Genomic DNA, 21,561 nt, shown 5'->3' with positions numbered 1-21,561 from the left:
AGAACCCAACTAATTAATTGCTACTACAGTATTATCAGTTTTTACTTGTACTTCAATCATAGTAATAATATTTTTATCTTTTTTTAAAATCTTAAAGTAAAAACCGTACATGGAAAACTCTTCATTTTCTTCAGGAATGCGCTCTATCTCGTTTACAATCATACCTGCTAGAGTTGTAGCTTCTTCATCAGGAAGATCCCAATGTAACTGTCTATTAATATCCCTAATAGTAGATTTTCCTTCTATGTGATACATATTATCGGATATCTTTTTTATAAAATTCTCTGTGATCAAATCATGTTCATCTGAAATTTCTCCAACTATTTCTTCCAGTATATCCTCAAGAGTTACGATTCCCTGTAGTGCTCCATACTCATCAATAACAAATGCAAGGTGTTTCCTGTTTTTACGGAAGTTGTGAAGTTGTACACTGAGTGGCGTACTTTCTGGTATAAACCAAGGCTTTGACATAACTTTGGCAATCTCTATTTTATTATCCTTTTCACGCAAGGCATTTATTAGATTTTTCACGTGAACCACTCCAACAATATTATCTGGTTCTTTTTGCCATAAAGGTACTCTGCTATGGCTACTGGTTAAAATCTCTCTTATTAAATCCTCTTTGTTTCGATCTATATCAAGAGAAAATAAGCTTCTCCTGTGAGTCATAATCTGTGATATTTCTGTCTCAGCCAAATCAAGTATACTACTTAGCATATCTAAATCCTGTTGTAACATAGTTCCTTCACTGCGATGAAGAGTAATCATGTTACGCATTGCATCTGCTGCAGATATTACCTCCCTATTCTTATGAAGCCCACATAACTTCAGAATGAGATTGACAATAAACTGAATGCCTAATGTCAATGGAGAAAGAATCTTGACAAAAAACAGCATAAAATAAGAAGAAAGCAATGTAAATTTTTCAGGATTTTGCATGGCGTAAGTTTTTGGTAAAACTTCACAAAATAGCAAAATACAAAACGTCATCATGAATGTTGAAAGAAAGATGCCTTCACTTTCAAAGAAATGTATAAATATTGCTGTAAATAAAGCGGAACAAGTAATGTTAATAATTGTATTGCACAGTAATATTGTTCCTATTGTTAATTCTTTTGTATTCAACAAGCGGTCTATTATCTTAGCTCTTTTATTGCCATCTAGCTTTAGTTTATTAACTCGGGAGCGGCTAATTGAGGTTAACCCTATTTCTGCTCCTGAAAACAAAAACGATAAGATCAACAAGAAGAAAATTGCTGACAATACTGAAATCAATAACCAATCCATTAAAGTATGATGTTATTGCGATATAGAAACAGAGTTGATTTTATATGTTGTAAGAAGCATTTGCAAGTCTATATATCTTTAATATAAAAAAATAAATCATGAAATATATCACACACTGCATTCACATGCATACTCTCAACAACAAGTGGAGGAGTTATTCTTATTACCTTATTATTTAAAATATTAGTCATTATTAAGCCTTTGTCAAGAGATTGTTTAACAATTTTATCAGCCAAAGGTACTCTAAGCTCTATCCCTATCAATAAACCCTCCCCACGAACTTCTGAAATGATCTTCGGAAATTCTTCAGTCAAAGGCAACAACTTTTCTTTTAAATATTTACTGACCTTCTTAACATGGTCAAAAAAGCCTTCCTTTAGCATTATATCGAGTACTGCATTACCAACAGTCATAGCAAGTGGATTACCTCCATAAGTTGACCCATGAGTTCCTGGAGTGATTGCTTCTGCTATATAATCTTTTACTAAACATGCAGCCAGAGGAAATCCATTACCCATAGCCTTCGCACAAGTGAGCATATCAGGTTCAACTCCTATATTTTGATAGTAAAATAGAGAGCCAATTCGTCCATATCCGCATTGCACTTCATCAAAGCATAAAATTATTCCTTGAGCTTTTGTTATCTCTCTTACTTTTTTAAGATACTCTACGTCCAATGGATGTACTCCGCCTTCACTTTGTATGGGCTCTAAAAATATGGCAGCTGTTTCGCTATTGATTTTCTTTTCTAATGCTTCAATGTTATTTCTTGGAACTTTATCAAAACCAGAAAGGAGTGGAGCAAAACCTTCGCGTGATTTTTCATTTCCCCCAGCTGAAATTGCAGCAATACTGCGGCCATGAAAACCTCCTTCAATTGTAATGATGTGACTGCGCTTTTCTTGTCCATTTAAGTAGAAATAGCGGCGAATAAATTTAATTGCAGCTTCTGTTGCTTCAAGTCCACTTGAGCAGAAAAAAACTTTATCGGCAAAGGTAAGTTCTGTTAAACGCTGAGCAAGCCTTTCCTGCTCAGGGATAGTGAAAATATTAGAGCAGTGCCACAATGAGCTTAATTGCTCTTTCAGTTTGTCTGTAATGTATGGATGACAATGGCCTAGGGAGGTTGTAGAAATTCCCGCAGCAAAGTCTAAATATTTTTTACCATCCTTGTCAAAGAGATATAATCCTTCTCCTCTAACTATAGAAGCTTCAGATCTATTATAAGCATTAACAACATGATCCATTTTAAATATTATCTATGCTATTCATGAAATTGACATAAAGCTTTTTCTTCATAACTAAAAGTTTAGTTAATATTCCGTAGTTCAACATAAAGCCTAGAAGGTCTAATTCTGTATAGAAAAGTAAAGCTATACCAATTCACATTCAGCAAAAAAGAAAGCTATTTCCCTACGAGCATTCTCTAGACTATCAGAACCATGCACTCTATTTTCACTAATATCATTAGCAAAATCACCCCTAATTGTACCTTTATCTGCCTGTTTTGGATCTGTAGCACCCATGATTTGTCTGTATTTACTGACTGCATTTTCACCGATTAAAACTTGAACTATCACAGACCCAGAAGTCATAAATTCCACCAACTCTCCAAAAAAAGGCCTATCCTTATGAATTTCATAAAACAGCTCTGCTTGTTTTTTTGTCAGCATCATCATTCTTTGTGCTATAATTTTTAGTCCAGATTTTTCAATGTAAGAATTTATACTGCCTGTAATATTATTTTTTACTGCATCAGGTTTTAATATTGAAAGTGTTCTCTCAATTGCCATATTATTTCCTTATGTTAAGATCGTATATTTATAGATTTATTTTATTATAAACTTTGATTTGATAAAAGCAATTTTTCACTTATAGTTAAGAATAAACCATCAAGGAGGTGTTTTATGGGGTGTTGTAATAAAAAAAACAACAAACCAGTCGATCCTAATGTTAAACAATCAATTGAAACTACACTTACTGCTAAAGAATGGGTTAATCAATTCAAGTCATCAATTTTTTGTGGGACAAAAGGATTTTTAACTTTTAATTTGGCATTTTTGAGTTATTTAGAGTATAGCTTACACAATAATACAAAATTAAAAGAAGGCGCTGTTTTTGCAATAAAAAGGAATACTATTCCATTTTTCGAAATGGCTATCATAGTGCCATTTGTTTGTCTTGCATTACCATCTATGATAGGTGGGATGAACCTCATGCATTGTGCGCTTATATGTGCTGCACTGATGGTTGCAACATGTTTTGTTGTGAGAACCTTTTACTTGCGTGAAAAGTTATTGAAAAAAATGACTAATAATGAAAATTATACCGAGAAACAAATAGAGCAGGAATTTAAGAAAGACACTATAAAATTTCCTATCTTTGATAAAAACAGACAGCATATTGAGTATAATTCTCCTAATCAAGGACAACTAATGAATGAAAGCCCTCCCTATCTCTTTGTTAGGGTTTTACTTTTTCCCCTTACGATTTTTCTGAAGGCTCTACAAAGCTGCATAATGATATCTTTGGCTGCTGTTGAACTTTTTGAAGCAGTGCCAAGTTTTTGTGTTGATGTGGTTTTTGATAGAAACTTTGTATCTACACAGAGTAACGTGAAGAGATCTGGCCATCTATTGTATGCTAGTGTGAGAAATTTAGTGCCTGTAACTAAACTTGATGAGTGTGTAGCTAATTTTATAGGCAAACCTGAAGAAAGGTGCTGTCAGTGAAGAAGGCAGTAATCTTATTTAACCTTGGTGGACCTGATTCACTAAGTGCAGTACGTCCTTTCTTGTTTAATCTATTTTATGATAGAAGAATAGTCAATCTACCCAATCCTTTCCGCTTTCTTTTAGCAAAGTTTATCTCCAAAAGGCGAGAAAGTACTGCACAAGAAATATACGAGCACATTGGAGGTAAATCGCCAATCTTGGAGAATACGAAAGCACAAGCTGATGCTTTAGAACTAAAATTAAATGAAAATGGAAACCATGTATATAAGATATTCATCTGCATGCGTTATTGGCATCCATTTGCTGATGAAGTTGTTAAAAGCGTAAAGCAATTCGACCCTGACGAAATCATTCTGTTACCACTATATCCGCAATATTCAACCACCACAACTCTATCATCCATCGAGAATTGGCAAAAAAATGCCAAACTGGAATGTAACACAAAAACAATTCACCATTATTATGACAATGAAGACTTTATTGAAGCTCATGTTAATCTGACGTCTAAATATTATAAATTAGCTAGCAAAATCGGTAAGCCAAGAGTCCTATTCTCGGCTCATAGCTTACCTCTTAGTATCATTAAAAAAGGCGACCCTTACGCTTCACAGATAGAAAAAACAGTAAAATTAATAGTAAAAAAATTGAATATTGAAGATCTTGATTGGGGAATATGTTATCAGAGTAAGGTTGGCCCTGTAAAATGGTTGGAGCCTAGCACTGAAAGTGAGCTATCACGCGCAAAAGACGATAATATACCTGTAGTTTTATCACCTATATCTTTTGTTTCTGAGCATTCTGAAACACTGGTTGAACTTGATATAGAGTATAAAGCAATTATTAAAGACGGATATTACTTTCGCGTACCAACTCTCAGTACTGATCTCTTATTTATCAAGTGCTTGGCCGATTTATGTTTAGATCACTCTCAAAGTACTGATTTATAGCACTTTTCTTTTTAGATTTTTATAGTATAATATTAAAAAGTTATTATTTTATTATCTACTTATGCCAAAAGGTAAGCCAAATACATTTATAGAAAGTATACATGATGCTCACAATCATGATATTAGAAAGATGTATTGTATTGCAGTAGGTTTAACAGGCATATTGTGTAAAATTTCATTGCAATTCTGTTGCGAGTTTATTGATAACAACAGATCCAATATTTGTACTATATTAGATATTTCTAAGTTCATAAAACTACCAACATCAATAATATTTGCTCTTCATTTTGGTCTCAATTTAGCTGGATATAAATCTAAAAAACTTCAGAATGGTAAAGGGGGAAATGAACCTGAAAAACCAATACAGGTTGTGGGTAGCTTAGCCTTCTTGGCAAACTGTGTCATAGGAATATTGATGCAGACAAAAATCATTCATTTCTTAGCTAGAAACAACAAGGATGTAATAAGTTATATTAGCTTAACATCAGCAGTTCTATTTCTATTTTCAGAATGCATAAACTATTATTATACATGGAAGAAGTATCTAGATAATAAGGATTCTGAAAAGTCTGCTAAATATGGCAAAGAAGTTATTTTTAGCACATTCACTTTGTCATTGGGCTTGTTAAGCTTCATATTAAAAAGAATGGAACTTCCAACCATACCAATAGACTTGGGTGGTGGCATAATCTATAATTTCAACTTAACTGTTACGGTTAGTTTGATACTAAGTATAGCATATCTAGTATCAAACATCGATAAGTTTGTCAATCAACCTAATAATGGTACTGATCCTTCTACTGGACTTGATGACGCTCACCATATTCAGCATAATGGCAGCATTGTAGAAATTAATTATTAGAGATGAAAAGACTTAATTTCTACTGCCAATGCTAGCACTGCTAATTTGCTAACAATATTCCAAAGTGGCAAAGTTTTATTTTCTTGGCTGATATCATAAAATTCACAGTCAGTGGAATTCAAGCTAGAATATACATCTTTCCTGCTATTACATCGGTATAAGTAACATGTTGGAGTATCTCCTATATAGTATATTAGCGGTTCTGCAGAACTACTTTTAAATATGTCAATAGTTGGTACACCTTCTTGTATAATAACACTATTGATTGCTATTCCTTCTTTTATCTTTTTCATTTTATGACGCTTTTTTTTATTGAGATTTAATATTTCCTTTCCACTTGTTGCTGTTATAATGCCCATTCCATATGTGCCATTGCTTGCTTTGATAAAAACGTAAGGTTGTGTTTTTATTTCATATTCCTCATATTTTTTTTGCACTAGAGATAATATTTGGTCAACTTTAGTCGCTACTGCTCCTAGTGATGAATCATCATTAAAGTCAACTCCATTACAGCTTTCTGTAAGCACAGAAATAAGCCATGGGTCCATTTTAAATTCGCCACAAAATTCGGACACTAATTTTTGATAGATTTCAAAATATTGAAATTTCTGCCTACTGTGCCAGCCATATAATGGACTTGGCACTATCTCTTGTTTTACGTTTTCTAGCGTGTCTGGAATGTGGCTAGTCATATCACGGTTCAGTATAATAACATCAGGCACAAATCCTGAAGTTGTCTTCAGCAAAGAGTTTTCTTTCACAACAGTTTCATACTGTTCTATTAAATTGTACGTTTCATTATGAAAGAGGCCAATTCTAGTTTCAAAACCTGCGAGTTGCAGTACTTTCTCTATAACAAATACGTTTTCTATATACATTTTATTTCGTGTGTAATTCTCCGGTATTATAAGAGTCTTTTTATATTGTTTTGTTTCAAAATAACTTTTTATTAGTTTTGCTGCTGTTGCTCTTGATGTCTCACTTAGATTGTTGAACCCTGCAGGAAATAAATTAGCGTCCACTGGGGCAATTTTGTAGCTGGAGTTTCTAAGATCTATAGAGCTATAAAATGGCAATGTAAGGCCGTTAAATTTTGCCTCAAACCAATTATTTATACTTTTTTCCAAATCTGGGCGAATTATGTTTTGCATCTACACTTTAAATGTTATAAGAAAAGTACTATATTATAAGTTATAATCTTAATATAATATAACGAATTAAAATAACAAAAAAATGATTCATCATGACAGCAGTAAAATGTATGGTACTACTATACTATCAATTAGAAGAGACAAAAATGTAGTAGTAATAGGTGATGGGCAAGTCTCGCTAGGCCATACCGTTATAAAATCTGGAGCAAAAAAAGTTAGGCGTCTTTCTGGTGATTCCGTAATTGCCGGTTTTGCTGGAGCAACAGCTGATGCATTTACTCTCTTCGAAAGGCTAGAATCTAAACTTGATAAGCACCCAGGACAGTTAATGAGGGCATGTGTTGAACTTGCAAAAGACTGGAGAATGGATAAATATCTAAGAAAATTAGAAGCTATGATGATCGTGGCAGACAAGTCCATTTCATTGGTCATTACAGGAACGGGTGATGTTCTTGAACCTGAAGATGGCATTGCAGCCATTGGCTCTGGAGGAAATTTTGCTTTATCTGCAGCAAAAGCTTTGATTGACGTTGAAGGAATATCAATAGAGGAGATTGCAAAAAAGGCTATGAAGATAGCTGCCGATATATGTGTTTATACAAACCATAATCTAATTATTGAAAAAATAAAGGAGTAATATGTCAAGAACTTTGTGTACCAATTCTTCTGGTCAACCTGTAGTAGGTCAATCTGATAATAATGATGACTGCAATAAAAAAAACGGCCTCTATGAAAATGAAGGTACAGAAAGTAGCAGCATCCAAAGCTCACAAGCTTTATTAGATGATCTACCACCACAGAAGATAGTTAAAGAGTTGGATAGATTTATAATCGGACAGAATGACGCAAAGCGCGCTGTTGCTATTGCACTCAGGAATCGTTGGCGTCGAAATAAAGTCCCACTTCCACTACGTGAAGAGATTATACCTAAGAATATACTCATGATAGGCCATACGGGAGTTGGTAAAACTGAAATAGCTCGCCGTTTAGCAAAGCTTGCTGGTGCACCTTTTATAAAAGTTGAAGCAACGAAATTTACTGAAATAGGATATGTTGGACGTGATGTTGACTCGATAATACGTGATTTAGTTGATGCAGCAATAGTTTTAGTTAAGGAAAAAGCACGTAAAGCCTTAACTAAAAAAGCTTTAGGTTTGGCTGAAAAGATAATAGTCAACTCCATGGTTGGTGAAGATGCAACCGAGGAAAGCAAAAAAGTTTTCAGAGAAAGACTGAGAAATAAGGAATTTGAAGATGGAGAAGTTTCTATTAACGTCAGGGAGAGCAAGGGTATGCTACCCACTTTTGATATACCTGGCATGCCAGGTGGGCAAATTGGTGTGATGAACGTAACAGAAATCGTGGGCAAGATGTTTAATGGGAGCAAAAAAACAAAAACTATTACAGTTAAAGTGAAAGAAGCACGTGAAATATTGATTAATGAAGAAAGCGAAAGGTTAATGGATGAAGACAAGATAATCAAAGAAGCGATTGATCTTGTTAGCAATGAAGGCATAGTGTTTTTAGATGAAATAGATAAAATTGCAGCACGTACAGAAATAAAAGGTGAAGTCAACAGAGAAGGAGTGCAGCGCGATCTGTTACCATTACTTGAGGGAACAACTGTTTCAACTAAGTATGGCCCCGTAAAAACAGACTATATATTATTTATTGCATCTGGTGCCTTTCATTTATCTAAGCCATCTGATCTTTTACCAGAATTACAGGGTAGATTGCCAATTAGAGTGGAACTTAAGGCGCTTACTCAAGAGGATCTAATAAAAATATTAAAGGAACCAGAATCTAGTTTGTTAAAACAGTATATAGCGTTAATGAAAACGGAAAATGTAACACTTGAGTTTACTGATGATGGTATAGAGACTATAGCTGAAATAGCATTTACAGTTAATAGAGAAGTAGAAAATATAGGTGCAAGAAGACTTCATACTGTCATGGAGAAGCTTTTAGATGAAATAAGTTTTATCGCTTCTGAAAAAAATAATGAGAAATTTGTTATAGATAGCAAGCACGTAAGAGATAAGCTTGAATCAATTTCAAAGCAGCTTGATTTATCTAAGTTTATACTTTAGAAGAAACTTTTTCTTTAAGTAATATATAGCACTCAAGAAGTTTTATTTTTTCTTACTTCGTAATTCTTTAAGCTATTTTTCAATAGTAGAATTCAAGCTTAAATCAATTATTGCAATATCACAATCTATGCCTTTTGTTAACACATCAGTTAAAAGATCAGGTGGAGAAAGAACTGTTCTTTTATTACCAGCTCTCATTCCCACAACTCCAAGTTCTATAGCAAGCGGCATTTTTCTGTCACCAACTTTAAACTGCACTGTTTGATCTTTGACTATATACTCACCATTATATCTCTTTATGCTATATTGAGCCGATATCTCATCACCACACTTTACTTGTTTTCTAGTTTTGTTAATTAAGTCATTAAAAATCATTAGGTTATTTACTGAATCAGGATATTTATCTTTTACTTCAATCAGTTTGATGTAATAAGAGTTAAAACTCATTTTGTTGTCATCAGCGGCAATAGTAACTACACGCTCTCCACCTTCTTTCATACCTATTACCCCTAAACTCACTTCTTTTTCACCTATTCTCAGAGTAATATCAGAGACTTGACTTGGTAATGCTGCCAGATTGTTGGATATTTTGTACATTTGTAGCAGGACTTCTTGGCCACAGAAAGCCTTACTGCCGCTGCCTTCAGTAATTTCATAAAATTTTATCGTCTCTTCTTCCTTTTGCTGTGTTATTTCTTCTAAATATTCTGCTAGCCCATGCTTTTCAATATAGCGATCAAGTGCTGATTCAAGTATGGGCTTTACTAGATAACGTGCTATCGTCTGTGTTAAACCATCATGTGTGGCATTTATCTCGTAAAGCTTGTCCTCTTTTTCCGGTTTATCTTTATTTATATAAACAATAGTGATTATAAAAACAGAAGCTAAAGTGAGAACCATTACTAGAAAGATAAATATTTGTAATATAATTTTTTTAACCATCTTTTTTTACTTGATTCAATAAATCATATAAGTCATTAGTATTCCCTGAAAGCGTACTTAAATTATCTGAGGCCTGTTTAAAGAGACTATCTATATAGTTTTCCATTTCATTTTTGCCAAGCACGGACATTAAATTGTTTGTTTTATCTTGCTCATAGTCTTCGATATCATCCTTGGACTGAAAAATAAGCCCTAGATTTATTCCATAGTTATATAATGCTTCCCGCTCCTTGTCTGTAGCGCCGCCTATTATAGCCCCTATTTCACATGAAGCTGCAAATAGTTTTGCAGTTTTCATCAAATGAATTTCTTTTATTTTGTCAAAATCTGCACCTATATCTAAAATCTGCCCTCCCACCATTCCCTTCATTCCTATTGCTTGAGAGAGCACTTTTATGATCTCACAATTTAACAAAGATAATACCTCAAAAGCCAGGGTAAGTAATGCATCTCCGGCCAGTACTGCTGTTGCTTCACCAAATTTTTTGTGGCAGCTTGGCTGGCCTCTGCGGGTGTCACTGTTATCCATACATGGCAGATCATCGTGAATTAGGGAGTAAGCATGAATAAATTCAATTGCTGCTGCTGCTGTTATTGCTTTTTCAACCTTTATGTTGAATATCGACGAAGATGCTATAACTAAAAAAGAACGTATATGTTTTGCAGGAGCAAGAAGCACATAACGCATAGCTGATATAAGTTTATTCTCGCTATTTTCAGGTAAGAGCTTATTCACTTCTACAACAAGCAAATTTTTTGTTGTTTCGTCTAGCATTTTTAAATTTATTAACTATCGAGTGCTAAGAGATAGGAAGTTTTTAATAGTTTATATAATCATAAAAGCTATTGCAAACATCAAAATTTCTTATAACATCAGAGAATAGGTTATTTTTTAGTAAGAAATGAGCGAATTGGCAAAAAGCACTAGGGAAGATATAGAAGAAAAAGTAAAGAAGATTATACTAGAGCACATCAGTAAGGATGTAGAGGGATTTGGTAGTTCTTCAAAGCTTTCAGACCATGGCACAGATAGTTTAGATGCAGTTGAAATAATCATGGCAGCTGAAGAAGAATTTGGTATAGAGATTCCTGATGAAGATGCGCAAAAAATGGAAACTATGGAACAGATAGTTGAATATGTAGTAAACAAAGCAAACAATTGATGTTGAATGAGCAGAAGAGTAGTAGTTACCGGTGTTGGCTTAATTACTCCACTAGCAGCAGATGTTAATAACACCTGGTCAAAGCTGAAAGAAGGTAAATCTGGCATCAAAGCAATCAATACAGATAGGTTCGACTCTTCTGATCTTGCTTGTCAGGTTGCAGGGCAGGTGCCTATGCAATCCGATAACATTGAGCATTATTTTAATCCACCAGATTATATTTCTGAAAAAGACCTAAAAAGAACAGATCGTTTTATTCACTACGGAATTGCAGCAGCTGTTCAGGCAGTAGAAGATTCACTAATTTTGGAAAATAAAAATATTAATAAAGAGCGAATAGGTGTAGCTATTGGTTCTGGTATAGGTGGTCTTCCGTCAATTCAGGAAAATGTAATTACCATGCAGGAGAAGGGGCTTAGACGTGTTAGCCCATTTTTTGTTCCTGCAAGTCTAATAAATTTGATATCTGGTCATATTTCTATTAAATACGAATTTATAGGTCCAAATGACTCAGCGGTAACTGCATGTGCAACAGGTGCGCATGCGATTATAAACTCAGCAAGAGCTATAAAACTCGGTGAAGCTGACATTATGATTGCAGGCGGAGCAGAAAGCGCGTTATGCAGAGTTGGAATTGCAGGTTTTGCATCGATGAAGGCGCTATCAACTAAATTCAATGATAAGCCTGAAGAGGCCTCAAGGCCATGGGATGAAGAACGTGATGGATTTGTCATGGGCGAAGGAGCAGGTATATTAGTGCTGGAAGAGTATGAACATGCAAAAAAAAGAAAAGCAAAAATATATGCGGAACTCACTGGATATGGACTCACAGGAGATGCGCACCACATCACAGCACCACATCCAGAAGGAAGAGGCGCACTTAAGGCAATGGAACTTGCTTTAAGGAGTGCACAAGTAAGCCCAAGTCAAATTGGGTATATCAATGCACATGGGACTTCAACAACACTTGGGGATAAAGTTGAAGTAATAGCAATGAAGCAGTTATTCGGTGACTATGCCTATAAAATACCTGTTTCCTCGACTAAATCTTCTATAGGACATTTACTTGGTGCCGCAGGAAGTGTTGAAGCAATATTTAGTATCCTTGCATTAAACAATGGAATTGTTCCACCAACTTTAAATCTACACAAACCTTCAGAAGGGTGTGATTTAAATTTTGTACCACTTAAAGCTCAAGAGCATAAAATTCAATATGCGCTTTCTAATTCATTTGGTTTTGGTGGTACCAACGCGTCTCTCATCTTTGGAAAGGTGTAGTTAATTATGCTATTTTGAATCGACTACGAAAATGTTATTCGAGTAGCTGAAACTAGAATCCAGTTAAATTGGTCAGCATAAAAGTAATGTTGAAATATAACATTTTGATGATGATGAAGAAATGGATCCTAGTGTCAGCTACTCGAATGACAGAAGAAGAAAAAGCAAAATTTTGCCTTTTACCGCTAACCTATTATACTTACTTGATAAGTTCTATCGCTTGATTAAATGCATAAAATATTAGTAAGAAGTAACCATAAGCCCTTGATTGGAAAAATCAAGATTAATGGTTCAAAGAATGCCGTCTTGCCAATAATGGCGGCAAGCTTGTTTAGTAATTCTTCAATAACTTTGCATAACGTACCTGATTTAATTGACGTGCATTTGATGTCTGAGCTGCTTAAGAGTCTTGGTGCAGAAGTAAATTTTATATGCAATAAAGACTATAAAGCAAATCACACTTTGGAAATTGACTGTAGCAATATCAATAACTATTTAATATCACATGAAATTGCAAGCAGACTGCGAGCATCTTTTTTAATGCTAGGTCCAATGCTCAGTAGATTTGGTAAAATTGCAACAGTGTTTCCTGGTGGGTGTAATATTGGAAAACGTCCTGTTGACATGCATATCAAGGCGCTCGAAGAAATGGGAGCTAAAATTCAAATTGATGGCTGTAATATGACTGCAACAATAAAGGGGAAATTGCAAGGAAAAGAAATAACATTTGAAAAAGTGAGTGTTGGTGCAACGGAAAACATAATAATGGCAGCAACACTTGCAGAGGGAGTAACAATAATAAACAATGCTGCAATCGAGCCGGAAGTTGTTGATTTAATAGAGTTTCTGAAGAGTATGGGTGCCAATATTGAAGTTAATAACACAAAAATCACAATAGAAGGTGTTGAAGCATTGAATGGGTGTGAGCATAAAATAATACCAGATCGCATAGAGGCCGGTACTTATGCTTTGGCTGCTATCATTACCGACGGCGAGCTAAAGTTAGAAGGAGTAAGTTTGTCTGATATAGAATGTATTGCAAATGAATTGAAGACTATAGGAGCCAGAGTTGAGTTACATGATGATGGTATTATTATTATTTCTAGAAAAAATGGCTCTATTAAATCTGCTCACGTTACAACAAATCCATATCCCGACTTTCCCAGCGATATGCAACCACAACTAATGTCTGCTATGTGCATTGCAGATGGAATATCAATCATTGAAGAGAATGTTTTTGAAAGTAGATTTGCACATGCAAATGAGTTAAGAAAATTAGGTGCTAACATTAGCATCGAAAAAAGTAAAGCTACTATAAGTGGAATAAAGAGCTTATCTGGAGCTAATCTGCATGCTAATGACTTAAGGTCAACAGCAGCTTTAATTCTTGCTTCTTTGGTAGCTAAAGGAGAAACTACAATAAATAACTCACATCATTTATGGAGAGGCTATGAAGCGATGGACGAAAAACTCAATTCGTGTGGAGCCGATATTTCCTTGAGGACATGTTATGAATAAGCGAACTACAGTAAAAGAAATAGATGAAATTCTATACGAAGAACATAAGGTGTTAGATCATGGATTTGTTCGAGTAATTGATTATATGGGCTCTGATAGCGCCATAGTTCAAGCTGCTCGTGTTTCTTATGGAAAAGGAACGAAACAGATAAATCAAGATGAAGCGCTTATAAAGTATTTGATGAGGCATCATCATACAACTCCATTTGAAATGTGTGAAATTAAGTTTCACGTGAAACTTCCAATTTTTATTGCAAGACAGTGGATAAGACACAGAACTGCAAATGTGAATGAATATTCTGGAAGGTATTCGATACTTGATAATGAATTTTATATACCAGAACCAAAACAGGTTGCAAAACAATCTGATAATAATAAACAAGGCAGCGGTGAAGCTTTTGATTCAAATACTTCCAAAGAAATAATAGATTCTCTAATAAATGATTCTAATTTAGTATATTCTCATTATGAGAAATTTATTGAGCAGGGCCTTGCGAGGGAAATTGCCCGAACTAATCTAACACTTAATTACTATACTCAGTTTTATTGGAAAATAGATTTACACAACCTTCTTCACTTTTTAAGGCTTAGAGCTGATAAGCACGCCCAATATGAAATTAGAGTCTATGCAGAAGTTATGTTGGACATAGTGAAGAAATGGGTCCCGCTGGCCTATAATGCTTTTGTTGAATACTCGCTAAAATCAGCCTGCATTTCAAAAACTGGTCTTGAGATAATTCGCAAGCTAATAAAAGGAGAAAATGTTACGAGAGAAGAAAGTGGCATTGGTAAAAGAGAATGGAATGAGCTGATGTCTATACTTGGTAAATAGCCAAAAAGATCGAGTTATGTCCTTTCACAGACTTGCAGGTGTGAGCAACAATTTATTAATTCCTTTATCAACTGATATATCAATTATTTTTGAATTTGTTCTTTCTGTTGTTTCATAAAGTTTTTCAGCTTTCTTTGAAATCAGTGTTGCATTTCTAAGTACAATATGAACTTTGCAATAATCTGGAGAATTTTCAAACATATCATATGAATAATTTCTTACAGCAAGTTCTATTGTTCTACAAACTTCCTCTAATGTAAAATTGGCAACTCCTGTATTAGGACAAACGCCAACTGCTCCTTTATCAGGATCAAAAAATACGTATTTATCATTCCTTGCTTTATACACCAACATAGAATGCGCCATACTCTTATTATCTTTGTTACCTGCTTTATTACAAGCATAACCAAAACAACCAAATTCTAAGTAGCATTCTATCTCCACATCATTTAACGCACGTTTGATTTGCTCCTGATAAGTATAGATCCATACTTCTGTTAAAGATAAAGCTTTATACAATTGCTCATATATTTTTTCATGACAATAAAATGGATCTCCTTCTCGCTTTTCAATGCTCTGAACATTAATAATAGGTAAGAATTGCGATAAAAACTGCATCATTAATAACTTTGTAGTTTGTTCTTTTCTTCCATCAATATAATCCATAAAATCTTGTTCAGATATAATATTATCAGACTCGAGGAATTGAACAAAATCTTGCCTATTCTCTAATTTCATAAAAGTAATAAGGTAATTTAATGAGTGACATAACCCTTCTTCGGGATCAAAACCTAAAATTTCTTCAAATCTATCTTTCAGTTGTGCAATTTCAGATATACTACTTGACATAAAAGTATTCAAATCAAATTGAATGGCTTGCTCACTTTCAAACAATTTATTATATTGTTCTTCAGCTGATAAATCTGGCGCTTTATATACATATCTACCATTTTCTCTACGTATACCTTCTATATCTTTAATTATACCTTGTTCTACATTTTTACTGATAGAAATTTGGTGCTTTCCTTTATTGGCAAATTGATTTAAAAAATCCGCAATTTCCTGTTTTGAGAGTCTTGTTTCAACTTGTCCATCTTCTCTATCTTCAGTTTTACAAAACACTTTAACTCTAGGATGTTCCTTATCAGTATAGACTTTTAATACAATAGATTGAGCAATGCGATTAACATATTTTGGCATATTAATTATTAAGATATTAACTATATATCTTAATAATAGTATAACCCACGCCACCTGTCAATTAATAAATTAATATTATTTGTTATATAAAAAAGTAAATTGCATAGTAGATTCCAGTGCTTGACACTGGAACCTAGGAATTTTGATTCTAAATTGGGTATTGGTCTAAAATTAAAATAAACGTTTGTGATGAGATTATATGAACACTGGATCCCAGTGGGCTTTGTTGCACAGCTCTTCGGATAGTGGGTAATGTATAATAAATTCATGAAGCTATATCAAACTTAGCCATGCCTATTTCAGTAAATTTGTTAAGCAAATAACACTTGAGTAGCAGTTCCTTCTCACGATTAATCTCAGATTTATTCCTAAAACTAAATCCAAATATTTGCTTCAGTCGCGAGAAAAAACTTTCTATATAAGATCTCTTCCAATAATTTATCTCTTTTTTCCACCTCTTCATACCATCTTCATCATATGACTTTATGAGCTTGATTGTAGAATTTCTCTCATTCATATAATCCAACTTTGGATGCTCTACTGCATTATTTTGCGGAGGAATCCTTGTCTTTATGTCAAGCTCATCGCACAGTTTGTATAACTTCTTTCGATTATATGCCCTATCTGCATATATCGTGCTTATGTTATACTTGGTATCCACTCTTTCAATAAGATCACAGGCTCCATAGTGGTCGGAATAAACTCCACTACTGTATTTTGCAGCTATAACTTTTTTACTACCTATCTCTAGCATTACATGTAGCTTTCTTGTTTGCTCATAGCGGCGATACTTTCTATCTGTACCATTTGCCTTACTATGGCCTGGAATATTATTGTAGATGCTGATACCTGTACTATCTATAGCAATTTCAATATCTTCCATATCGTTCTTATCAACTCTGCAGTCGTTGATTTTGATATTAAGCTTTTTAAACCTTCTTGAAGCCTGCGAATAGCTGATAATTTGCAAAATTTTCCCTATTTGCTCAAGATATTTCTCTATAAATCCCACTGTTTGCCTAAGACCAATCCTGAATAGATAGGTTATTATGTGAATTAGAATCACTACTTTGTCGCTGTAGACATTGTTGCCACCTGCTACTTTTGGACTATTTTCGTACCAATTTTCAATGGCATCGTTGATATAATGAAAAACATTTCCCCTTTCTTGAAGAAATTTGTTATATTCATTGCAGTTACTGACTTTCATTCTTATTGGCATATTTTTCCTTTGTCGGCTAAATATCTATTTTATAACAAATTCCATCAGTAACTGCCTGTTCTTTCCTTGAGTGGTGCAACAAAGCCCACTGGCATCCAGTTTTTTTGTGCAATTCCGTCAAAAAAAGCGCTTTCGTGTTTACCAACTTAGTTAGATTCCAGTGTCAAGCTACTCGGATGACACCAAAGAGGCTATTTGAATCTAATTTACTATTCACAATCCCGGTTATTAGCTTATTTGAGTTGACTTTTCATCATAATTATGTAATAATTAAACATATTGTTTAATATTGAAGGTAGAATTATGACAGGAGAATATGAGTCACTGGAAAAAGTACTGAGGACGATTGAGGCTGAGAAAGATTTAAATCTCAATAATATAATTGAGAAAATAAAAACAGAACTAGAGGAACAGGATCAAGGTCTATATAAAAATTGGGAGGAAGGTAAATTTGATGTAAATTATGTATTTTCTCTCTTCTTCTGTGAGTGTACGTTATTAACGATAGCTGCTGAGAATGGTTACACAAATATAGTAAATGTTTTACTAGAAAAAGGAGCAGATGTTAATCGGAAAAATTGGTATGATATGACTCCTTTGCATTTAGCTGCTGGGAATGGTCACGTAGATATAGTAAACCTTTTACTAGAAAAAGGAGTAGTTGTTGATGAGAGATATCATTCGGGTAATACTGTTTTGCATTTAGCTGCTAAGAATGGTCACGTAGATGTAGTAAAGGTTTTACTCGAAAAAGGAGCAGATGTTAATCGGAAAAATTTGGTTGATATTACTCCTTTGCATTTCGCTGCTGAGAATGGTCACGAAAAGACAGTAGAGGTTTTAATCCAAGAAGGAGCAAATGTTAACGCAGTAGATCGATATGGAAAGACTCCTTTAGATTATGCTGAAATGCGTATTAAATGGCATGCTAAAGAGCGTGCTAAAGGGTATGGTGAAATTTATGCTGAAGGTTATGCTAAGAATCAAGACGTAGTAAAAGCTCTATTAGACGCAAGAGGAGGTTCTTTTGTGAAAGCACGTAATAAGGCAATGATTGCTGGTGGAGTGAATACATTATTAGGCACTGCTATAGCAGTGGCACTTTTTACAACTGGAACAATTACAGCTCAGTTGATACCTATCGTTATAGCAGTGGTTGCAGTTACAGCAGCAGCACTGGTAGTTGGTTGTGCTACATATGAATTACTAAAGCCTAGTACTAAAGTTGATGGAGCAGAAAAACCAATTGTCAACTCAATAAATGAACAGCAGGGAGTTACTGGCATTCCTTCATATTAGAGCGCGTGACGCAGGTTCCTGGATCCCAGTGTCTGGGCACTGGGATGACAATGAAGGGGCTGCTTGAATAACAACGAAGGGTTATTTGGATAATAGCCGTACTTGATCTGGATTCCAGTTGGCTTTGTTGCACAGCTCTTCGGATAGTGGGTAATGTATAATAAATTCATGAAGCTATATCAAACTTAGCCATGCCTATTTCAGTAAATTTGTTAAGCAAATAACACTTGAGTAGCAGTTCCTTCTCACGATTAATCTCAGATTTATTCCTAAAACTAAATCCAAATATTTGCTTCAGTCGCGAGAAAAAACTTTCTATATAAGATCTCTTCCAATAATTTATCTCTTTTTTCCACCTCTTCATACCATCTTCATCATATGACTTTATGAGCTTGATTGTAGAATTTCTCTCATTCATATAATCCAACTTTGGATGCTCTACTGCATTATTTTGCGGAGGAATCCTTGTCTTTATGTCAAGCTCATCGCACAGTTTGTATAACTTCTTTCGATTATATGCCCTATCTGCATATATCGTGCTTATGTTATACTTGGTATCCACTCTTTCAATAAGATCACAGGCTCCATAGTGGTCGGAATAAACTCCACTACTGTATTTTGCAGCTATAACTTTTTTACTACCTATCTCTAGCATTACATGTAGCTTTCTTGTTTGCTCATAGCGGCGATACTTTCTATCTGTACCATTTGCCTTACTATGGCCTGGAATATTATTGTAGATGCTGATACCTGTACTATCTATAGCAATTTCAATATCTTCCATATCGTTCTTATCAACTCTGCAGTCGTTGATTTTGATATTAAGCTTTTTAAACCTTCTTGAAGCCTGCGAATAGCTGATAATTTGCAAAATTTTCCCTATTTGCTCAAGATATTTCTCTATAAATCCCACTGTTTGCCTAAGACCAATCCTGAATAGATAGGTTATTATGTGAATTAGAATCACTACTTTGTCGCTGTAGACATTGTTGCCACCTGCTACTTTTGGACTATTTTCGTACCAATTTTCAATGGCATCGTTGATATAATGAAAAACATTTCCCCTTTCTTGAAGAAATTTGTTATATTCATTGCAGTTACTGACTTTCATTCTTATTGGCATATTTTTCCTTTGTCGGCTAAATATCTATTTTATAACAAATTCCATCAGTAACTGCCTGTTCTTTCCTTGAGTGGTGCAACAAAGCCATTCCAGCATCAAGTGCTGGAATGACATGGTGAAATATTATTCAAGTAGCCTCTGTCCCAGTGCCTATTCGGTGTCATTCAAGTCAACTCTTTTCATCCCAGTGCCTAGACACTGGGATCCAGAAAACTTCACTTTAAATGAGTGCATTAGATTGTCTTTATATAGATGTCAGTGTCAGCTACTCGGATGAAATTCATTTAGTTGTCTTTTCTCATCTACCTTACCACTTTCTTGAACGGATACCATTAGCCATTCCCCTGAATAGATACAACAAATGTTGTATCTTTATCACTTCACATACATTATTCCATATACTATATGAACAACTGAAAAAAGACTTCAGTTAATTGACAATGAATCACGTTATTTTGTCAAATGCGCTGCTATCGCCAAACCATAGCTTAGCTTGAGTGGCTGAGGAGGGATTTGAACCCCCGACCAAGAGATTATGATCCTCCTGCTCTACCACTGAGCTACTCAGCCTCATTAAAAACCTTGCTATATATATGATCTACATGCTTCGTATAATACTTCAAATCAAACAAAGATTCAAGTTTTTTAGAGTTAATAACTTCAAGTAAGGATTTATCTTGTTTCAGTTCGGCCAGAAAATCACTATTGTTTTGTTTCACTTTCATTGCATTGCTCTGAACAATTTTATACGCCTCTTCCCTCGCCAAACCACTATTTACCAACTCGAGTAATACTCGTTGTGAAAAAACCAAGCCTTTTGAAGAATTTAAGTTCTTTTCAATATTTTCCTTATTGATCACCAATTTATCTATCAAATCTGTTAATCGTACTAAAGCAAAATCCATTGCTATACAAGCATCAGGAGCAATGCACCTTTCCACAGACGAGTGCGATATATCTCGTTCGTGCCATAATGCAACATTTTCTAATGCAGGAAAAACGTAGCTGCGTACTAAGCGTGAGAGCCCAGTCAAATTCTCACTTAAAATAGGATTACACTTATGCGGCATAGCAGAACTTCCCTTCTGTCCAGTGGAAAAATATTCAGAGATTTCGCCGACTTCAGTTCTTTGCAAATGACGAATCTCAATTGCAATATTTTCTATTGAGCTTGCAATTACTCCCAAAATTGAAAAGAACATGGCATGTCTATCACGAGGGATGACTTGAGACGATATGGTTTCAGGTATGAGTCCCATTTCTTTCGCTACATACTCTTCAACAAATGGATTAATATTTGTAAAATTACCTACTGCACCTGATATTTTACAAATTGAGATCTCTTTTTGCGCGCTAATTAATCTCTGATAATTGCGTTTAAATTCAGCATAAAATCTAGCAAATTTTAATCCAAGAGTTATTGGTTCTGCATGCATTCCATGACTGCGCCCAACACAAACAATATCTTTATAGTCCTCAGCTTTTTTTTTCAATACTATAAGTAAATTTTTTAGATTCTTGAGTAAAATATCACATGACTCTTTCAACTGCACTGCAAAGCATGTATCTAAAACATCAGAACTTGTCATTCCGTAATGGAGATAACGAACATCAACTCCCGCTTTTTCAGCAATATATGTCAAAAAGGCTATAACATCATGTTTTACAATGGATTCAATTTCGTTAATACGCTCAATATCAAATTCAATAGCACCAGAGAGCTTTTCAGCAACATCATTTGGAATAACTTTTAATTTTGCTTGAGCTTCACATGCTAATTTTTCTATTTTGAGCCATATGTTGAACTTATTTTTTTCTTCCCAAATAGAAGAGATTTCTTTGCGGCTATAGCGTGGAATCATTTTTGATTTATTCCAATAATGGTGTCATTCCAGTGTCATGCACTGGAATG

At 34.5% G+C, this 21,561-nt stretch carries 20 protein-coding genes and 1 tRNA gene; 10 read left to right on the top strand and 11 right to left on the bottom strand.

What is annotated here, in order from left to right:
• Positions 1 to 9: 9 nt before the first annotated feature.
• The 3 genes from OPR29_RS00515 to ndk all read right to left on the bottom strand — a co-directional run bounded on the left by OPR29_RS00515 (position 10) and on the right by ndk (position 3,080).
• Positions 10 to 1,287 (bottom strand): HlyC/CorC family transporter, encoded by a 1,278-nt coding sequence (locus OPR29_RS00515; RefSeq protein ID WP_026097245.1) that lies wholly within the window; start codon positions 1,285 to 1,287, stop codon positions 10 to 12.
• Between the two features lie 68 nt (positions 1,288 to 1,355).
• Positions 1,356 to 2,534: an aspartate aminotransferase family protein gene (locus OPR29_RS00510; protein WP_254229269.1), complete on the bottom strand. Its 1,179-nt coding sequence runs from the start codon at positions 2,532 to 2,534 to the stop codon at positions 1,356 to 1,358.
• A gap of 126 nt (positions 2,535 to 2,660) precedes the next feature.
• On the bottom strand, positions 2,661 to 3,080 hold the full coding sequence (gene ndk, locus OPR29_RS00505) for a nucleoside-diphosphate kinase (protein WP_254229270.1): 420 nt from the start codon (positions 3,078 to 3,080) through the stop codon (positions 2,661 to 2,663).
• A 114-nt stretch (positions 3,081 to 3,194) separates the two neighbouring features.
• Here ndk and OPR29_RS00500 point away from each other — a divergent pair, with 114 nt between their 5' ends.
• The 3 genes from OPR29_RS00500 (at position 3,195) to OPR29_RS00490 (ending at position 5,831) form a co-directional block, all read left to right on the top strand.
• Complete coding sequence (locus OPR29_RS00500) at positions 3,195 to 4,019, top strand: hypothetical protein (RefSeq protein ID WP_265025268.1); 825 nt, start codon at positions 3,195 to 3,197, stop codon at positions 4,017 to 4,019.
• Positions 4,016 to 4,969 (top strand): ferrochelatase, encoded by a 954-nt coding sequence (gene hemH / locus OPR29_RS00495; protein WP_264682856.1) that lies wholly within the window; start codon positions 4,016 to 4,018, stop codon positions 4,967 to 4,969. The genes OPR29_RS00500 and hemH overlap by 4 nt, the downstream gene beginning before the upstream one ends.
• 61 nt (positions 4,970 to 5,030) lie before the next feature.
• Positions 5,031 to 5,831, top strand: a complete 801-nt coding sequence (locus OPR29_RS00490; RefSeq protein WP_265025267.1) for a hypothetical protein — start codon at positions 5,031 to 5,033, stop codon at positions 5,829 to 5,831.
• Here the strand turns inward: OPR29_RS00490 and gshA are convergent.
• On the bottom strand, positions 5,828 to 6,982 hold the full coding sequence (gene gshA / locus OPR29_RS00485; protein WP_264336348.1) for a glutamate--cysteine ligase: 1,155 nt from the start codon (positions 6,980 to 6,982) through the stop codon (positions 5,828 to 5,830). The genes OPR29_RS00490 and gshA overlap by 4 nt on opposite strands.
• A gap of 82 nt (positions 6,983 to 7,064) precedes the next feature.
• Between gshA and hslV the strand changes: the two genes are divergently transcribed.
• Together hslV and hslU are read left to right on the top strand one after the other, a co-directional pair.
• Complete coding sequence (gene hslV, locus OPR29_RS00480) at positions 7,065 to 7,619, top strand: ATP-dependent protease subunit HslV (RefSeq protein ID WP_026092657.1); 555 nt, start codon at positions 7,065 to 7,067, stop codon at positions 7,617 to 7,619.
• 1 nt (position 7,620) lies between these two features.
• The gene (gene hslU / locus OPR29_RS00475; protein WP_265025266.1) at positions 7,621 to 9,072 is read left to right on the top strand and encodes an ATP-dependent protease ATPase subunit HslU; all 1,452 of its coding nucleotides are present in this window, start codon (positions 7,621 to 7,623) and stop codon (positions 9,070 to 9,072) included.
• A gap of 72 nt (positions 9,073 to 9,144) precedes the next feature.
• Here the strand turns inward: hslU and OPR29_RS00470 are convergent, their stop codons facing one another.
• Positions 9,145 to 10,014 (bottom strand): FKBP-type peptidyl-prolyl cis-trans isomerase, encoded by an 870-nt coding sequence (locus OPR29_RS00470; protein WP_264375137.1) that lies wholly within the window; start codon positions 10,012 to 10,014, stop codon positions 9,145 to 9,147.
• The gene (locus OPR29_RS00465) at positions 10,007 to 10,789 is read right to left on the bottom strand and encodes a polyprenyl synthetase family protein (protein WP_213863810.1); all 783 of its coding nucleotides are present in this window, start codon (positions 10,787 to 10,789) and stop codon (positions 10,007 to 10,009) included. Before OPR29_RS00465 ends, OPR29_RS00470 begins: the two co-directional genes overlap by 8 nt.
• Before the next feature lie 127 nt (positions 10,790 to 10,916).
• Between OPR29_RS00465 and acpP the strand changes: the two genes are divergently transcribed.
• The 4 genes from acpP (at position 10,917) to thyX (ending at position 14,805) form a co-directional block, all read left to right on the top strand.
• Positions 10,917 to 11,177 carry an acyl carrier protein gene (gene acpP, locus OPR29_RS00460; protein WP_010406451.1) on the top strand — a complete coding sequence of 87 codons (261 nt, stop codon included), beginning with the start codon at positions 10,917 to 10,919 and terminating at the stop codon, positions 11,175 to 11,177.
• A 6-nt stretch (positions 11,178 to 11,183) separates the two neighbouring features.
• The gene (gene fabF, locus OPR29_RS00455; RefSeq protein WP_265025265.1) at positions 11,184 to 12,455 is read left to right on the top strand and encodes a beta-ketoacyl-ACP synthase II; all 1,272 of its coding nucleotides are present in this window, start codon (positions 11,184 to 11,186) and stop codon (positions 12,453 to 12,455) included.
• Positions 12,456 to 12,683: 228 nt separating this feature from the next.
• Positions 12,684 to 13,973 (top strand): UDP-N-acetylglucosamine 1-carboxyvinyltransferase, encoded by a 1,290-nt coding sequence (gene murA / locus OPR29_RS00450; RefSeq protein ID WP_265025264.1) that lies wholly within the window; start codon positions 12,684 to 12,686, stop codon positions 13,971 to 13,973.
• Positions 13,966 to 14,805, top strand: coding sequence for an FAD-dependent thymidylate synthase (gene thyX / locus OPR29_RS00445; RefSeq protein ID WP_265025263.1), 840 nt, complete (start codon positions 13,966 to 13,968; stop codon positions 14,803 to 14,805). Before murA ends, thyX begins: the two co-directional genes overlap by 8 nt.
• Before the next feature lie 24 nt (positions 14,806 to 14,829).
• On the opposite strand, the gene OPR29_RS00440 is transcribed toward thyX, so the two are convergent.
• Positions 14,830 to 16,005, bottom strand: a complete 1,176-nt coding sequence (locus OPR29_RS00440; RefSeq protein ID WP_265025262.1) for a hypothetical protein — start codon at positions 16,003 to 16,005, stop codon at positions 14,830 to 14,832.
• 265 nt (positions 16,006 to 16,270) lie between these two features.
• Positions 16,271 to 17,227: an IS5 family transposase gene (locus OPR29_RS00435; protein WP_213863789.1), complete on the bottom strand. Its 957-nt coding sequence runs from the start codon at positions 17,225 to 17,227 to the stop codon at positions 16,271 to 16,273.
• Between the two features lie 303 nt (positions 17,228 to 17,530).
• On the opposite strand from OPR29_RS00435, the gene OPR29_RS00430 reads away from it, so the two are divergent.
• On the top strand, positions 17,531 to 18,526 hold the full coding sequence (locus tag OPR29_RS00430) for an ankyrin repeat domain-containing protein (RefSeq protein WP_265025261.1): 996 nt from the start codon (positions 17,531 to 17,533) through the stop codon (positions 18,524 to 18,526).
• A gap of 166 nt (positions 18,527 to 18,692) precedes the next feature.
• On the opposite strand, the gene OPR29_RS00425 is transcribed toward OPR29_RS00430, so the two are convergent.
• The 3 genes from OPR29_RS00425 to purB all read right to left on the bottom strand — a co-directional run bounded on the left by OPR29_RS00425 (position 18,693) and on the right by purB (position 21,511).
• Positions 18,693 to 19,649: an IS5 family transposase gene (locus OPR29_RS00425; protein ID WP_213863789.1), complete on the bottom strand. Its 957-nt coding sequence runs from the start codon at positions 19,647 to 19,649 to the stop codon at positions 18,693 to 18,695.
• Positions 19,650 to 20,147: 498 nt separating this feature from the next.
• Positions 20,148 to 20,219 (bottom strand) — tRNA-Met (locus OPR29_RS00420).
• Positions 20,210 to 21,511 carry an adenylosuccinate lyase gene (gene purB / locus OPR29_RS00415; protein WP_007302075.1) on the bottom strand — a complete coding sequence of 434 codons (1,302 nt, stop codon included), beginning with the start codon at positions 21,509 to 21,511 and terminating at the stop codon, positions 20,210 to 20,212. Before purB ends, OPR29_RS00420 begins: the two co-directional genes overlap by 10 nt.
• Between the last annotated feature and the right edge of the window lie 50 nt (positions 21,512 to 21,561).

This window comes from Wolbachia endosymbiont (group B) of Pammene fasciana (genome assembly GCF_947251495.1).
Taxonomy (GTDB): Bacteria; Pseudomonadota; Alphaproteobacteria; order Rickettsiales; family Anaplasmataceae; genus Wolbachia.
The sequence above is the reverse complement of the archived record's forward strand: the minus strand, read 5'-3'. Positions and strand labels throughout refer to the sequence as shown.